We start from the raw sequence: 15,433 nt of genomic DNA on the forward strand, positions 1-15,433 counted from the left end.
ACAATGCAACAATCTTCATCTTCGTTAAAACTTTGGGTTAATCTTCTGTTGGTGTACGTGATTTGGGGTTCTACCTTTTTAGGAGTTCGCTATGCCCTCGAAACGTTACCGCCGTTGTTGACCAATACCATTCGATTTTTAGTGGGTGGTGTCCTTTTATTTGTCTTTACCTTGCTCAGAGGATACGGTATTCCTTCGCTTAAACAATGGTTGTCGGCAGCTTGGGTAGGTGTGTTGTTGAGCGGCATCGGAAACTGCGCAGTAGCGTATGCCATTGGTTACATGCCGTCGGGGTTAGTGGCTTTGTTGGTTGCAACTTTGCCAGGCTGGATGGTGGGTTTGGATTATTATTTCTTTGCGCGTCAAAAACCCTCATGGATTACCGTACTTGGGTTGGGCGTGGGGCTAGTTGGAATGTATATTTTGTTAAACCCATTTGGGCAAGAACACACCCGTGAAATCCCGCTTTGGCCAGCATTCATGGTATTTATTGGGTCAATCACTTGGGCGTGGGGGTCGTTGCAATCCCCTTATTTGGACATGCCACCACGTATGCAAACGACTGCCATTCAAATGCTGGGGGGAGGGTTTTTTTCGCTGGTAATGAGTTTGGCATTAGAGCCCAAAATGAGTGAGTCTTTGTCGCACATGACGAACCAAACATATTTTTCTTTGGCTTACCTTATCGTTATGGGTTCGTTTGTGGGGTATTCGGCTTATGTGTGGCTGCTGCACCATGCGCCTCCAACGTTGACCGCTACCTATGCTTATGTCAATCCCGTTGTTGCCATCATTTTAGGCGCTTTGTTTATTCACGAAGTGCCAAGTAGCCGATCGTTAGTAGCTTCGGCGGTGGTGTTGGCGGGAGTGGTTTTGATTACGTTGGGGCGCCGCTTTTCGGTAAAAAGCTAAAATGACTGCTTTGTAAATAAAATGGCCTTAGCCTCAACATTATTGCAATAGAATGCGCAAAAGTCGAGGCTAAGGCTAAAAAAGATACCCACGCGTTTTAATCTAAACGCTTATTTAATGAATGGACCTGCAATGGCCAATACTTCTTCTTTTGTCAAAGGCTCGTCAAACGAATCTTGCGCAAATTTCATGGCTCTCATTTGAGAAGCATTGTTTTGGAACAATAGTTTTGGTTGCGAAAGCGCCACAATGTCAACCCCTGCTACGTGGGTTGTGTTGTTTTCACGCGCATAGATAGCGGCAGGAACCCCACCTGTGTTCATTTCGCTGGCATAGGCCGACATACTACGGATAATTCTAATTTCCCCAGCGTGACGAGCTTCCACGGAGTGAATACGAAGCGCTGCCTCTAAAATATCTCGGTTGCTTGCCAAATTAGGCGCTTGCCCCTTGTAAGCACGAACCCCCGTGTCTTCAAATGCTTGCGCTAGGGTAAGAAATACAGGATAATTGGTGTAAGGATTGGGAAAAGCACCTTTGGCAGTAAAATCAAACTCGGGTTTTGCTACTGCACTAGCTCCCAATGCACTTTTAAGAAAGGCAACGTGTTGTGCTTCGTGTTTGGCAATTTCGTTAATAAGCCCTCGGTCTGCCCCAAAGTTAAGACTAGAGTTCATCCCTTTCATATAGAACTCTGCTTCAAGGTATTCCAGTACCAGTGCAAAATTTAGCACGTCGGTTATTGTATTACTTTGCCCATAGGCTTTATTTAGTACACCTGCAAAAAAAAGGCCACTCGTTGCCGCTGCAACAGAGGTTGTCTTTAACATTTTGCGGCGCGAGTAGTTGAATTTTTCGGCGGCATCACCGTCAATTTTTTCAATGTCAGAAAGAATATTGAAGATATTCATGGTTTTGCTATGATTTTAGGCGTTGGTGGTTGGTAAATTGGCTCCGCTTAGTTTTTGTTTGATAAACCCTTGCGCTACAGGAAGCACTTCCGATGGCTTATAGACGATATCCAAACCATTTGAATCAGTCGTACCAAATCCGAAAGAGTAAGTAGAGCCAGGTAGCGGCAAATACATGTGCCCCGTAACTGAAGCGTGGCGGGCTTCTACCGAGACAATTTTACCCGCAATTCCGATAATATCCGCGTTTTTGATGTAACGTGCCGCGCCATTATAAGCACCCACTCCAGTACTTTCTAGGATGTTAGCAACTTGAAAAACGTTGTTACGGTCATTGAAGTTGACCGTCGAAAAGTCAAAGTCTAGGTCAGGAATGGCATTTGCCCCCAATACTGCTCTGAAAAATTCGCGGTGTACCAATTCGTGCTCTCTAATTTCTTGCAAGATTTGGAGTTCATTAAAAGTCAATCCTGCCGTTTTTTCTTGAGCAACAGTGTAAAAAGCAGTTTCTAATTGCTCCAAAGCATACGCATAATTAAGGATTCCAATGTCGCCTGCTCCCAAATCAATGGAGCCATCAGCATTTACCCTTGCCCCAGAATGGGCCATCGAGCCACCAGTAGGTGAAAGGTCGAGGCTTTTTGAACAAGCCATCAAAAACGAAGTCGTAGATGCGGCAAAGATGCCCAAATGGCGTAAAAATAATCTTCGCTCTGCAGAAGGAATGCTTGGAACCGTTGGCCCTTTGGCTTTTGTTTCTGAAATAGTTGATTTTTCCATAGAAATAAGGCATTGTAACGTTTAACTGCATTTGGAAATCAAATACATCCGTACATACGGTTGGCTTTCATCTGGCGGATTTACGAGAAAAAAAATAGTCGTAAAAGAAGAGAATATAAAAAATATTGCAAATAAAATATTTAAAAGAAAATTATATGCTTATATTCAGATAATCAGGCTGTTATATTAATTTGAGTTGTGTTTTTATTGTATTAAAAACATATAAAAAATAATTATTTTTTGTTAAAAATCTCTAAAATAAAAAATTGATGACACGCAGCGTAGCCATTTTTCTCTTCGATGAGGTCGAAGTGCTTGATTTTGCAGGGCCTTATGAGGTCTTTAGTGTAGCTGGTTTACGGACGCTCCCACAGAAACCGTTTGATGTTTTTACGGTGGCCGAAAAACCTTCCATTGTCGCACGAAACGGACTGAAAGTTACCACTGATTATACATTCGAAAATATGCCCAAAGCGGACATTGTATTGCTACCAGGTGGGGGTGGTTATACGCCCGACGGAGTAGCCTTTGGTAGCCGACGTGAAATGAATAACCCTGTGGTGCTGGAGTGGGTCAAAAAACAGGCGACACAAGTAGAACTCCTTTTGTCGGTTTGTACGGGGGCATTGATTCTGGGACAAGCAGGTTTATTAAATGGGTTAAAAGCAACCACGCATTTTATGGCGCTTGATTCGTTGCGGGCTATTTCTGCTGAGATTGAGGTAGTCGAAAAAGTTCGGTACATGGATAATGGAACCGTAATTTTATCGGCGGGGGTTTCGGCGGGCATTGACATGTCGTATTACGTGGTAAGCAAGCTGCTAGGGTCAGAAATTGCTACCGAAGCCGCCCGTTATGCACAATACGACTATTGGCCTTGAGCAGAGATATACCAAAACAAAATGCCCTTATTTGTAATTTTTCCAAAGATTTAATACTTTGCCTAAGAATTCTCAGTTATACATAGTAAGAAACCACTTTAACATTTCAATCACCATGAAAAAATACGTTTACGCATCTCTCTTTTTCGCAGTAGCACTTTTGGCAGGCTGCTCGAAAACGGAACCAGAACCAGAACCTGCCGAACAGGTGATTGGAACATACAACGTTGACAAAATAACCGAATCAATCAAATATGCTTCTGCGGCTTCTGAGATTTCTGAGACCATTTCTTTGCCAATCAAAGGCAACGGTTATGAACTAACGGCCGTATTGGACGTTGCTAAAAAAGCGTCAAATATTGTTACAATTGCCTTTGTTCAAACCGTTAAATACACCAATGGCCAAACTGAAAAAGACAGCGATGCGTTTGACAGTATTGAATTGAAAAAAGTAGAAGGCACGTCTGAATACGAAATGTTGGATACGGGCGTGAAGATTGGTACAATTGGAAACAATACCATCACTTTCGAGAACGTCTCAAATGACAAAGATAGCTTGGGCAGAGCTTATACTTATACTTTCCGTATGACGGGTAAAAAGTCGATTTAAGTAACCTTTTAATACTTTTGAAGGTTAGGAAGTTAGGAAAACGTTGCTTTTCTTTACTTTCTAACCTTTTTTCATTTTAATAATCCACATCTTATGAAGCGTCAATGGTGTTTGTGGTGGTTGGGGATGATGTTGATGGTTTCGGGAGTATATGCCAACGACCAGCAACGGTATTTGGCTTATCTTCAACTCAATTTGAGTCGGGCAGCGGATGCTGAACTCGACATGATGGAAGAGGCCGTAAAGGCGGGCTGTAATGCCGTTCACTTAACGATACATTGGGATTACGTGTATCCTTCGGCCACCTCTCAGCCCGATTGGAAAAAATACGATAGCCAAATTGCGTTGGCCCAGAAATTGGGCGTAAAAGTCGCGTTGCGTATTTATTTGGGCCGCAATGAGGGCAGAATTGCAGGTTTTATGTCCAATGACGAACGGCAGCGCGACCAGCATGGCCGTGCGTTGGTATCGGGCTATGCGAGTACGTATTTTAGCTTTGCAAGTCAGCCAGCGGTTGATAAAGGCAATAGTTTTATCAAAGAAGTATGCGAGCGATATAAAACTGCGCAAGAGCAAGGCATTATTTCTTGGGTATCGGTGTGTCTAACTCCTACGCAAGAAACGGGTTATTTTTTCGAAAATTCGTCAGAGGGGTATCCTCACCCCACGGTGTTTGATTATTCGCCCGCCATGAAGCGAGAGTTTCGGATTTGGCTAAGTCGAAAATACACCAAAATCGCCCGTCTCAATGTCTTTTGGCAAACCGATTACAAAGACTTTCAAGATGTGGAACCCCAAACGGCTTTGGCCAATCGCGACCAAGTATTTTGGGGGCAGGCGGGAAAAGATTGGTACGTGTTTCGGCATGCTATTTTTAAGCAGTTTATCGAACAAACAACCCGCACCATCAAAAATGTGCATTCGGGCTACCGCGTCATTACAGATTTTGGTTCAGTCTTTGACCAACTCAGCGCGGTTTGTGGCAGTGTGGCGTTCAGAGATTTAAACGCAGGAACGGATGGGGTGAAAATCAACAACGACGTTCGCTACGACCACCGTTTTTCGATGGATATTCTGCGAAGCAATGTATTGCCAAATCAGTGGATTTTGAATGAAGTTTTTCCCGATTTTAGGGCACAAAAAGCAAGTGATCTCATTACCAAGCAATTTGACGAAAGCTACGCCCACGGCGCACGCTGGATTAGTGTGGTACTTGGTACAAAAGAAGTATTGGAGCAAGCCAAACCTATTCTAAAAAGTACAGCAACTAAGTGGTTGTCAGCTCCTTTTGTCGATGTATTGCCCAAGGATTACATGACCTACAATCTTTCTCGGGTGTTGGAGTTTGGCTATTTTAGTGGAGGGGTTTATGGGGAATGGGCCAATCGCGCAGGGCCAGAGTCAAATCGAAGCCCAGTGAATATTCGGATGGTCGAAGATATTTTGGCTGATTCGCTGCAAGGAGCGATTAATCGCCCGCCTTATGTCAAAAACGCACTACCTACCAAGACCATTAAAGTCAACTCTCCCTTTTCTTATCGCTTGAGCTCGGAGGTGTTTGTGGACGTCGATGGTGCCATAAGTAGTGTCGTACTGCAAGGACAACCGTCATGGCTTAGGTTTTCTAATGGTATTTTTTCAGGAACGCCGACCCAAACGGGAATTTACACTTTTACCGTTCGAGCCACCGACGACGACGGGGCGACGGTTGAAACAACCTTTACGATTATTGTCGATAATTTAGGCCGTTTTAATCAAGCACCGACGCTTCGCAAACGTATCTCTAATGCTGTAGGGTTGTACAAACAACCCTTTATTTTTTCAATTTCAGACAGCACATTTGTTGATTCAGATGGTTTTATTAGTCGAATGGAAGTCATTGGTTTGCCTGGATGGGCGCAGTACCGCAAAGGAGAAATTCGTGGTTTGGCGGATACTGTTGGTGTGTATTCGTTGCGGGTAAGGGGGTATGACGACGAAGATGCGGTCGTTGAAACATCTTTTACCATCACCATCAATTACCCCACGGTTTACTTTGATTTAATCCAAGCGGGAAAACCTGGACAGCGATTTTTGATCAAACGGTTGCAGCCCAAAGAACAATTGTTGCAACACCAATTGCCAACGGCGGTCAATGTGTATGCCAATTGCGATGCCGTTTTTGATGCTTTTGATTTGGAAATTACGGGTGCGCAGTACCAAAAAACATCTACAACAAGCTCTCCTTTTTCGCTTTATGAAGGAGATGCTGGCCTTCCCGTGACGGCAGGGAAGTATTTTTTGAGAGGCAAGGCTTATTTTCGTAAACAACTGATTGCGTCAACAGAATATGAATTGGAGTTTTTGCCCTCAGATCCAGTCTCAAAACAACCTATTTCGGTAGAAGATTGGTCGGTATTCCCAAATCCAGCCACTGATTTTGTCCATCTCAAACACCCCTCTGGCAAATTGTTGTCTCCTCGTTTTGTGACGCTTTTGGGGCAGGAAATCACTGTTCCTGAAGAAACAATGTACCGCTCAGGGACGCAAATTTCGTTCAATTTGCGGCAGCTGCGGCTTGGTGCAGGCATTTATTTCTTAAAATTACAACTCGAAGATGCCACCTGGAAAGTGTTTCGCGTTGTCAAGTATTAATCAAGTGAAAAGGGTTGTTCACAACCCGTATTTCAAGTGTAGAGGGTTGCTCACAACCCGTATTTCAAGTGTAGAGGGTTGCTCACAACCCGTATTTCGAGTGTAGAGGGTTGCTCACAACCCGTATTTCGAGTGTAGAGGGTTGCTCACAACCCGTATTCAAGTGTCAAGGGTTGCTCACAACCCACTTATTATTCCAAAATGATAAAAATAGTAGGAATTTGGTTAGGAGTGATTTGGGCTACGATGGCGGTTGCACAGCAGGGAGCGCAACAGCGATACGTAGGTTTGCAGCTGTTGAATCTAAATGCCGAACCAGATTATGGCGCCGACATCATCGAGCAGTCAGTAGGAGCGGGGGCCAATTTAGTCGTATTGACGATTTATTGGGATGAAGTATATAAAACGGCCACCTCACAACCCGATTGGCGACAGCCCGACCGCCAAATGGAACAAATTGCACGGCTGGGCGTGAAAGCGGGCATCCGCATTATGCTTGGACGGAAAATAGAACGGCTTCAGGGTTTTTGGACGCTGAACGAAACCATGAACGATGATTTAGGACGACCGCTTTGGGGGGCGTACGGGCGAACCTGCTTTAGCTTTGCCCACGCTCCAACAGTGACCAAAGCCCAAAGTTTTTTAAAAGAAGTATGCCAACGCTATAATGCCTATCAGTCGCAAGGAACTATCTTGTACGTGACTTTTGTCAATACCCCAACCCAAGAGCTTGGCTATCATTACGAGACAGAATTAAACGGTGATTACAAACAGGTGTATCCCACAGGTTTTGACTATTCGTCGCCCTCCTTGGAGGCATTTAAAGGTTGGATTACGCAGCAGTATAAGCGCATCAATAAACTCAACTACATTTGGGGAGCCAAATTTACGTCCCTCAACGACGTTCGACCGCCAACGACTGCTTATCGCCCTTTGCCTGCGTACCGAACCCGCGCGGGCAAAGATTGGTATTTGTTTTCGCACCTCCAGCTTAAAAACTTTATTGACCAAAGCATTCGTACCATTAAACAGGTGAATCCGTCGTATAAAGTGGTCAATGAATACGGCGCGGTGATTGACGTACAAGCCGCTGTTCGGGGTACAATTGCCTTTAAAAATTTGGACGAAAACGCCGACGGAACCAAGGTGCATAATGACCTTTATTGGAATCACCGTTTTATTACGGATGTGGTTCGGTCTAATCGTCCAGGGAAATGGATAATGAACGAAACGTTCTTTTCGCCCGTCTATTCGGACGATTTGCTCATCAAACATTTTGATGAATGTTTTGAAAACGGCTGTAATGTCGTGACCATGGTGGCAAGTACAAAAGATGCCCGTTTGTCGTCCATTTTTGGTCCAGTGGCAGCACGATGGAAAAATAGACCTTGGAGTGAACTAAGGAGCAACGCGACCATAACTTACAAAGCAACCGAAGTACTCGACTCGACTTCAACAATCGTAGAAAAAGCGTGGAGAACCCATCCGCAGCCATCGCCCATTGATGTAAAATTAGAAGAGGATATTTTGGGCGAAGACTATTGGCGAATTTTGGCGGCCAATGTCTATCCAGTCGTAGCAAATCCAATCATTGACCGCGCCACAAAACCTAAAAAGACGTATTCTTACACCTTGCCCAAAGACGTTTTTTTAGACCCTGACGGTGAAATCGTGACCATCGAAGCCCTTGAAAAACCGCAGTGGTTGACGTTCTCAAATGGTACATTTACGGGCACAGTGCCCGATCAACTTGGAGAGTCAAAAATTACTTTGCGGGCAATCGACGATGAAGGAGCAACGGTGCAAACGAGTTTTTTGCTTAAAATAGTGAATGTCAATCAAAAACCTGTCGTCAAGCGAACCCTTCCCGATTTTGAATCTTCGCTTAATCAAACCATTTCGTACCCGATTCAGGGTGATATTTTTGATGACCCCGACGGCGTGATTGTTCGCACTCAGGCCATCGGTTTACGACCTTGGATGTCGTTCAATTCAAAAGAGTTTTCGGCGTATCCACAAGAACAAGGTACGTTTACGATTACGTTGCGCGGCATTGATGACGACAGTGCATACGCGGAGACTTCTTTTAAAGTGAAAATCCTAAATCGGTCGCCGATTGTCAAACAGTTGTTGCCCGAAAAAACAATTGCTCAGAATAAAGCTTTTCGTTTCAAAGTCCCGACTTCTATTTTCACCGATCCTGATGGACAAATCACGAAAGTAAAAGCGGTAGGACTTCCTGCGTGGCTTACCTACGATGCCGCTACAAGCACGTTGACAGGAACGCCAACGCAATTGGGAACCTATCAATTAGGAATTCGGGCTTACGACAATGGGGGCGATTCGGTCGAGACAGCTTTTGTTATCAAGGTGGATTTGTACGGAACTCAAAATGTGCCTCCCGTGCTCAGATACACGCCTCCCAACGCCCAATTGTACGTAACCCAGCGTTTTTCATATAAAGTTTCAGACTCACTTTTTTATGATACCAATGGGTACGTCGATCGAATCGAAGCCCCGAATTTGCCGTCTTGGCTAACGTTTAAAAACAATGAAATTTCGGGAATAGCGAACGCTGCAGGGATGTATTCGGTGACCTTACGAGCAGTGGACGATGACGAAACTTCAACTTCAACCACCTTCAACATAGAAGTAAAACAGGCTCAGTTGAGTTTTGAGCTGATTCAGGCAGGAAAAGCGGGGTTGCGAAAAAGTTTGGGAATTTTGAAAAATGGCGATGTTTTAACAGAGGCTACGCTGCCCCAAAGCATTACCGTGTATGCCAATAGTGAAGCCCCCGCTACCAAGGTGGATTTTGTGCTCCGAGGGCCGTATTCAAAAAATTATACAGCAACGCGCTTCCCTTTTACCCTTTTTGATGAAGAAATGGGTTTTGCACCAATCGCAGGTCGGTATGTTTTAGAGGCAGTTGCTTTTAATGATTCGGCCAAAGTGAGCGCCGCCACCATCCAATTTACGGTAAAATCAGATCAAACATTGCAAGATTGGGAAGCCTATCCAAATCCGTTTGATCGGGTATGCAATGTGAAACTACCCAAAGATTTGGAATTGGCATCGGTCGAGTATCAACTATTGACTGTGACGGGAAGTAGTTTGCCGTTGAACAAGTCAACCGTTACGGTGGTAGAAGAGACAGCTTACATTGATATGACGTCATTGGCTTTGCCCAAAGGAACGTATTTTCTCAAAATCTTAGAAAGTGGTTCTCTCAAAAAAATCATTAAAATCCTCAAACTGTAAGCAAAAGTGAGCATTTACATGCCAAACTTGCCTTACTTTTGTACTTTCAAAAAAATAGAAAATCAACTCCATGTTTAAATCAACCAAGTGGGTGGTAGCTGCAATGGCGTCAATAACGCTTTGGAATTGTGGTACCAGTACAGATTCATCGACTTCAGAACAAACAACCGCATCTTCGACGTCCAGCCTTGTAAAAGCTCCTGCGTTTAACGGAGATTCTGCCTATAAATACATTGATAATCAGGTGAAATTTGGGCCACGAGTGCCTAATTCGTCGGCCCACGTGAAGTGTGGAGATTACTTGGTGGCAGAGCTGAAACGCCTTGGGTGTACGGTGACAGAACAAAAATTTACGGCAACGCATTACGACGGCTCAAAACTCAATGCCCGCAATATCATTGGGAGTATCAATCCGCAAGCCACCAAGCGAATTTTGTTGGCGTCGCACTGGGACAGTCGCCCCGTAGCTGATGAAGACCCGACCAATAAAAAAGGAGCCATCGACGGTGCTAACGACGGCGCTAGTGGCGTAGGTGTACTCATTGAACTAGCCAGGGTGATTCAGCAGGCAGCTCAAAAACCATCGGTAGGGGTTGATATTATGTTTTTTGATGTAGAAGACGGTGGCAATGCCGCAGTCGCCAAAGATAAATTTACGGGATTTTGCCTAGGCTCGCAGTATTGGGCGGCCAACAAACACGTCCCCAATTATACGGCCTATTACGGAGTATTGTTAGACATGGTAGGGGCAAAGGGTGCAACGTTTCCTAAGGAAGCATTCTCAAATCAATATGCGGGAGAAATTACGCGCACTATTTGGAACATCGCAGGCCAGCTTGGGTACAGTTCGTATTTTATTCAAGAAGATGGAGCTGCCATCACTGACGACCATTTGCCAGTAAACGAAACGGCTAAAATTCCGATGGTTGATATTATTCATTTGCAAATGAACAACCCTACCAAAACGTTTTTTGACGCGTGGCATACCCACACGGACGACATGCGGAACATTGACCCAACAACGCTCAAGGCCGTTGGTCAAACTTTAGTGCAAGTGCTGTACCAAGAACAATAAAACCCTTCACGGTAACGTGCTTTCGGTTTCTCACAACCGAAAGCTTGCGCCGAGGTTTAGTTCGCAGTGGGCCGCGGTTATAAGTAACCGCTTGCACGGAATGTGCTTTCGGTTGCTCACAACCGAAACCGTGGTCACTCATAACCACGAAAACCAAAATGAGAAAGCGTAGTTTTAATTAAAAAAGACCAATGAAAATCATTAAAAATAGTTTTTGGGTAGTCGCTTTGTTTTTGAGCCTGATAGGATGTACATCAGCTCCTGACCGAATTGGCGATTTAGACCTAAAAAAATGGCGCAGCGACCGTGGAGGTTGTGAAGGCATTCGTAAAAACCAGCTTGCAGATTTTAAAAAAATAGAATCACAACTCCTAAATAAGCACATAGATGAAGTGGGTCAGCTATTGGGGCGTCCCGATATTCATCAGCTAGGAGGTCGTGATCAAAAATTTTACGTCTATTTTTTTGAAAAAGGTACTCACTGTACCGACATCACCAAAAAATCAGAGGGGCAGAAAGTGATACTTCGTTTTAATGCCATCGGTTACTTAGCCGAAGTAACACACCAGACGAAACCGTTGTAAGATAAACAGCTATTTTGTCATTATTCCCCCATCCGAGAGATCAATTTTTCGTGGGTAAGTTTTACAAAACGATAGCCCTGAGCGCGCAGGATGGGCACGGCCAATTGAAGGGCTTCAAGTTCGTGCCATTGGGGATGATTGAAGTGCATAATGACAATTGCCCCAGGTTTTGCATTGGCGATAATGGTATTTTTGATGATTTCGGCGGGGGTAAACGGAACGGCATCGCCGCTTAGTATGTCAAAAGCCACTACCTTCATTCCTAATTGATTGGCAATTTTGGCGCAAGTTTCGTCGGTGTAGGCCGTCGCAGAACGAAAAAAAAGCGGTCTTTTCCCCGTAATAGCCGCCATTTTGCGCGCATTCAACTCCATTTCATCTACCACTTCCGCCAGGTTTTGGGTAGCTGCTATGCCGTATTTCGTTTCTCCATCTACGGAGCATAAACGATGGAGCAAGCCGTGATTTCCCATTTCAAAAAGCGAATCGGAAGCTAATTCACGAAATGTTGACAGGTTACTATCAATCCAAAGTCCGCTGACAAACAACGTGGCGGGTATTTTTTCTTTCTTCAAAAAGTTAATCAAAGGGGCATTGTAGTCATTGTCTTTGCCAATGCAAGCATCAAAGGTAAGGGCTATCACTTTTTCTTTGTCTGCTACGTCTTCAAACACATCTTTGACCACCACGCCAAATCTTCCAGGTTTTGCATTGGGGAAATTTTGGATAACCTTTTGCCGAAAGGCCAAGTACTCAGGAGTATAGTACGGTTTTACTTTTTGTTGGAGCCGCTGACGTTGTTGCAACGTAGTTTGCGCCCATAGTGGAGATATTCCTATAAGAAAGACTAGAATCGTTTTCATTCCTTCGGCGATTTGGTTCATTGTACGAGAAACGTTACTCCTTCAAAAAGCTCAACACGTAAGTAATGATTTCTTTCCGTTGGCTTTCATTGGCGCTGTCATCCATATTATTGTGGATGGTATTGGGAAGCGGTATGACTGTTATACCATAGTTCTTTTGCTCAGCAGGAGTTGGTAGTACCCCCTCATCGGCGGGTTGGTCGCTCGAACGCAAGGAGTAAATTTATGGGCGACGAGTGCGTGGAAATGGCATTCGTCGATTATCCAACGAAATCACTTTGGTGATTAATTTGGGGTATTGATGAGCAAAAAGCACCGACATATCGCCCCCATTAGAATGCCCAATCAACGTTACATGTCGGTAGTCAGCCTGAGGAAGGAGTTTTTTGAGCTCGCCTAACACAAAATGAATGTTAGTGGCACCACGCTCCCAATTTGGCCGCCGAACTACCTGAGGTACCCCCGTCAAAGGCAATAAATCATCCGTAGGAAGTTCATGTTGGATGCTTGCTACGACGTAGCCCGATGCTGCCAACGCTTCTGTTAAATAAGAATAAGCTCGATTATCTCCCCCTTTATTGAAGCCATATCCGTGGCTTAGTATTACCACTTTTGCTTTTTTCAACGAGTTGGGAAGGTAGAGTTCAACGGGAATAGCCCGATTTCTAGTTGCATCCAAAAACACGACACTGTCTTGTTTAAAAGGAGCGGATTGGGCGAAAGTGACAATTGAGAGGACAATCAGGCTGAAAACTGAAACAAAATATCGCATGGAGAGAATGAGGGACGGCTGTTTTGGGGCGAAGATACTACTTGCCTAAATGGAACAAAAGTAGTCGTTTCGGTTTCATCAAAATTTAATGGATAAGTTTATTAAAAATTCACAAGAAATTTGCCGTTGTAAATAATTGTCTATAAAATTGTAAGTAAAATAATAATTAGTAAAGCAATTAAATGTTTTACACTTCATCAACAAACGTAAAATTAGTGCTCAATAGTCTAAAAATCAGAAAGATATGAACAGTGTAGTAGCAAATTTTGAAGAAGCAGTAAAAGCAACCACCGATTTTTTGCCGCTCAACGGGACTGATTATGTGGAGCTGTATGTCGGAAATTCCAAGCAAGCAGCCCATTTTTTTCAGACAGCTTTTGGTTTTCAACCCTTGGCGTATGCAGGTTTAGAAACGGGCCTTCGCGACCGTGAGTCGTACGTGTTGGTACAAGATAAAATTCGATTGGTACTGACGTCGCCGCTTCAGGGTGGTACCGAAATCGGGAAACACCTCGACAAGCACGGCGATGGTATTAAAGTGGTCGCTTTGTGGGTGGACGATGCACACTATTCGTTTGAAGAAACCGTCCGCCGTGGAGCAAAACCCTATTTTGAACCCGTAGTGGAAGAAGATGCGTTTGGGAAAGTGGTACGTTCGGGTATTCATACGTATGGAGATACCGTTCATATTTTTGTGGAAAGAAGTCAATACAAAGGTGTTTTCTTACCAGGTTTTAAGTCGTGGAATCCTGCCTATCGCCCCGCCGAAATTGGCCTAAAATACGTGGATCACATGGTAGGAAATGTGGGTTGGAACGAAATGTTACCTTGGGTGAATTTTTATGCCAATGTAATGGGTTTCAATCAGTTGGTGTCGTTTGATGACAAAGACATTTCGACCGATTACACCGCACTGATGAGTAAAGTAATGAGCAACGGCAACGGACGAATCAAATTCCCCATCAACGAACCTGCCGAAGGAAAGAAAAAATCGCAGGTAGAAGAATACCTAGATTTTTACGGTGGAGCAGGGGTGCAGCATATTGCGGTGGCTACTGATAATATCATCGAAACGGTGACCGAATTGCAAAACCGTGGCATTGAATTTCTACGCGTGCCCACTACCTATTACGATGATTTGCTGTCGCGCGTGGGTCACATTGATGAAGACCTAGCACCTTTACGCAAGTTAGGAATCTTAGTGGACCGCGACGACGAGGGGTATTTACTCCAAATTTTCACCAAACCTATTATGCCTCGCCCGACCCTGTTTTTTGAAATTATTCAGCGCAAAGGGGCTAAGTCGTTTGGTAAAGGAAATTTTAAGGCGCTGTTTGAGGCCATCGAGCGTGAGCAAGAATTAAGAGGAACGTTGTAGCACCTAACAGGTAAAACAATGCAACAGGACTTTAATAACTATTCGCCCAGCGATCACCAAGTGTGGAGGACGTTGTTTGAGCGGCAGATGGAACAATTGCCGCTCATGGCGAGCAAAACATACCTAGAAGGAATCAAAAAAGTGGGATTTGTCGCCGACCGTATCCCTAATTTTGAAACCGAAACCAATCCCCGACTACGGGCGCTGACGGGTTGGGAGGTGGAGCCTGTGACGGGTTTGATTCCCAAACGTGATTTTTTTGAATTATTGGCCAACCAAAAATTCCCCGCTTCGACTTGGCTACGTACGCCCGAGCAGTTGGATTATTTGGAAGAGCCCGATATGTTTCACGATACGTTTGGACACGTTCCGCTGTTGGCGCACCAGCCGTTTTGTGATTTTATGTCGGAGTTAAGTAAAGTGGCATTGCGGTGGCTCGACGTCCCCGAAGCCATTGAGCAAATCGGTAGTTTGTATTGGTACACCGTGGAGTTTGGGTTGATAGAAGAAGAAAACCGACTCAAAATTTACGGAGGGGGTATTTTGTCTTCGATTGGGGAAAGTACCTATTGTCTCCGCGCGGATGTTCCCAAAATTCGTTTTGATGTAAGAGAGCTTTTAGCCGCTTCTTACCACATCGACCGATTTCAAGACCATTATTTTGTCATAAATTCTTTCGATGAATTGTATCGTTCAGTGCCTGATATTGAGGATGTTTTAACGGAAATGCACTTTTTGGTGTAAAAAAATATAAGTTTTTTTGCGAAAAAAT

Annotated in this window: 14 protein-coding genes; 9 read left to right on the plus strand and 5 right to left on the minus strand. The window is 44.3% G+C overall.

What is annotated here, in order from left to right:
- Nucleotides 1-3 precede the first annotated feature (3 nt).
- Nucleotides 4-912, plus strand: coding sequence for an EamA family transporter (locus FHS57_RS17220; RefSeq protein WP_183975840.1), 909 nt, complete (start codon nucleotides 4-6; stop codon nucleotides 910-912).
- A 110-nt stretch (nucleotides 913-1,022) separates the two neighbouring features.
- Here the strand turns inward: FHS57_RS17220 and FHS57_RS17225 are convergent, their stop codons facing one another.
- Together FHS57_RS17225 and FHS57_RS17230 are read right to left on the minus strand one after the other, a co-directional pair.
- Nucleotides 1,023-1,823, minus strand: coding sequence for a ferritin-like domain-containing protein (locus FHS57_RS17225; protein WP_183975842.1), 801 nt, complete (start codon nucleotides 1,821-1,823; stop codon nucleotides 1,023-1,025).
- A 15-nt stretch (nucleotides 1,824-1,838) separates the two neighbouring features.
- Nucleotides 1,839-2,603 carry a ferritin-like domain-containing protein gene (locus tag FHS57_RS17230; protein WP_183975844.1) on the minus strand — a complete coding sequence of 255 codons (765 nt, stop codon included), beginning with the start codon at nucleotides 2,601-2,603 and terminating at the stop codon, nucleotides 1,839-1,841.
- Nucleotides 2,604-2,872: 269 nt separating this feature from the next.
- Between FHS57_RS17230 and FHS57_RS17235 the strand changes: the two genes are divergently transcribed.
- The 6 genes from FHS57_RS17235 (at nucleotide 2,873) to FHS57_RS17260 (ending at nucleotide 11,648) form a co-directional block, all read left to right on the plus strand.
- Entirely contained in the window at nucleotides 2,873-3,484 is a 612-nt protein-coding gene (locus FHS57_RS17235) for a DJ-1/PfpI family protein (RefSeq protein ID WP_183975846.1), read from the plus strand.
- A gap of 115 nt (nucleotides 3,485-3,599) precedes the next feature.
- Nucleotides 3,600-4,094 carry a hypothetical protein gene (locus FHS57_RS17240; RefSeq protein WP_183975848.1) on the plus strand — a complete coding sequence of 165 codons (495 nt, stop codon included), beginning with the start codon at nucleotides 3,600-3,602 and terminating at the stop codon, nucleotides 4,092-4,094.
- Nucleotides 4,095-4,187: 93 nt separating this feature from the next.
- Nucleotides 4,188-6,728 (plus strand): putative Ig domain-containing protein, encoded by a 2,541-nt coding sequence (locus FHS57_RS17245; RefSeq protein WP_183975850.1) that lies wholly within the window; start codon nucleotides 4,188-4,190, stop codon nucleotides 6,726-6,728.
- Nucleotides 6,729-6,929: 201 nt separating this feature from the next.
- Entirely contained in the window at nucleotides 6,930-9,989 is a 3,060-nt protein-coding gene (locus FHS57_RS17250; protein ID WP_183975852.1) for a putative Ig domain-containing protein, read from the plus strand.
- Nucleotides 9,990-10,059: 70 nt separating this feature from the next.
- Nucleotides 10,060-11,064, plus strand: coding sequence for a M28 family peptidase (locus FHS57_RS17255; protein WP_183975854.1), 1,005 nt, complete (start codon nucleotides 10,060-10,062; stop codon nucleotides 11,062-11,064).
- Between the two features lie 191 nt (nucleotides 11,065-11,255).
- Nucleotides 11,256-11,648, plus strand: coding sequence for a hypothetical protein (locus FHS57_RS17260; protein ID WP_221225653.1), 393 nt, complete (start codon nucleotides 11,256-11,258; stop codon nucleotides 11,646-11,648).
- A gap of 20 nt (nucleotides 11,649-11,668) precedes the next feature.
- On the opposite strand, the gene FHS57_RS17265 is transcribed toward FHS57_RS17260, so the two are convergent.
- The 3 genes from FHS57_RS17265 to FHS57_RS17270 are packed head-to-tail and all read right to left on the minus strand — an operon-like array spanning nucleotide 11,669 to nucleotide 13,283.
- The gene (locus tag FHS57_RS17265; RefSeq protein ID WP_183975856.1) at nucleotides 11,669-12,511 is read right to left on the minus strand and encodes a polysaccharide deacetylase family protein; all 843 of its coding nucleotides are present in this window, start codon (nucleotides 12,509-12,511) and stop codon (nucleotides 11,669-11,671) included.
- 34 nt (nucleotides 12,512-12,545) lie between these two features.
- Complete coding sequence (locus FHS57_RS31675) at nucleotides 12,546-12,725, minus strand: hypothetical protein (protein ID WP_221225654.1); 180 nt, start codon at nucleotides 12,723-12,725, stop codon at nucleotides 12,546-12,548.
- Between the two features lie 9 nt (nucleotides 12,726-12,734).
- Nucleotides 12,735-13,283 carry an alpha/beta hydrolase family protein gene (locus tag FHS57_RS17270; protein WP_221225655.1) on the minus strand — a complete coding sequence of 183 codons (549 nt, stop codon included), beginning with the start codon at nucleotides 13,281-13,283 and terminating at the stop codon, nucleotides 12,735-12,737.
- A gap of 244 nt (nucleotides 13,284-13,527) precedes the next feature.
- On the opposite strand from FHS57_RS17270, the gene hppD reads away from it, so the two are divergent.
- Nucleotides 13,528-14,661, plus strand: coding sequence for a 4-hydroxyphenylpyruvate dioxygenase (hppD, locus tag FHS57_RS17275; protein ID WP_183975858.1), 1,134 nt, complete (start codon nucleotides 13,528-13,530; stop codon nucleotides 14,659-14,661).
- Nucleotides 14,662-14,679: 18 nt separating this feature from the next.
- Complete coding sequence (gene phhA, locus FHS57_RS17280; protein ID WP_183975860.1) at nucleotides 14,680-15,405, plus strand: phenylalanine 4-monooxygenase; 726 nt, start codon at nucleotides 14,680-14,682, stop codon at nucleotides 15,403-15,405.
- Nucleotides 15,406-15,433 lie beyond the last annotated feature (28 nt).

This window comes from Runella defluvii (assembly GCF_014195535.1).
Taxonomy (GTDB): Bacteria; Bacteroidota; Bacteroidia; order Cytophagales; family Spirosomataceae; genus Runella; species Runella defluvii.

Bases quoted from the DNA above. Each gene is read 5' to 3' on its own strand.
- FHS57_RS17220 (WP_183975840.1), top strand. From the start codon at position 4: ATGCAACAATCTTCATCTTCGTTAAAACTTTGGGTTAATCTTCTGTTG.
- FHS57_RS17225 (WP_183975842.1), bottom strand. From the start codon at position 1,823: ATGAATATCTTCAATATTCTTTCTGACATTGAAAAAATTGACGGTGAT.
- FHS57_RS17230 (WP_183975844.1), bottom strand. From the start codon at position 2,603: ATGGAAAAATCAACTATTTCAGAAACAAAAGCCAAAGGGCCAACGGTT.
- FHS57_RS17235 (WP_183975846.1), top strand. From the start codon at position 2,873: ATGACACGCAGCGTAGCCATTTTTCTCTTCGATGAGGTCGAAGTGCTT.
- FHS57_RS17240 (WP_183975848.1), top strand. From the start codon at position 3,600: ATGAAAAAATACGTTTACGCATCTCTCTTTTTCGCAGTAGCACTTTTG.
- FHS57_RS17245 (WP_183975850.1), top strand. From the start codon at position 4,188: ATGAAGCGTCAATGGTGTTTGTGGTGGTTGGGGATGATGTTGATGGTT.
- FHS57_RS17250 (WP_183975852.1), top strand. From the start codon at position 6,930: ATGATAAAAATAGTAGGAATTTGGTTAGGAGTGATTTGGGCTACGATG.
- FHS57_RS17255 (WP_183975854.1), top strand. From the start codon at position 10,060: ATGTTTAAATCAACCAAGTGGGTGGTAGCTGCAATGGCGTCAATAACG.
- FHS57_RS17260 (WP_221225653.1), top strand. From the start codon at position 11,256: ATGAAAATCATTAAAAATAGTTTTTGGGTAGTCGCTTTGTTTTTGAGC.
- FHS57_RS17265 (WP_183975856.1), bottom strand. From the start codon at position 12,511: ATGAAAACGATTCTAGTCTTTCTTATAGGAATATCTCCACTATGGGCG.
- FHS57_RS17270 (WP_221225655.1), bottom strand. From the start codon at position 13,283: ATGCGATATTTTGTTTCAGTTTTCAGCCTGATTGTCCTCTCAATTGTC.
- hppD (WP_183975858.1), top strand. From the start codon at position 13,528: ATGAACAGTGTAGTAGCAAATTTTGAAGAAGCAGTAAAAGCAACCACC.
- phhA (WP_183975860.1), top strand. From the start codon at position 14,680: ATGCAACAGGACTTTAATAACTATTCGCCCAGCGATCACCAAGTGTGG.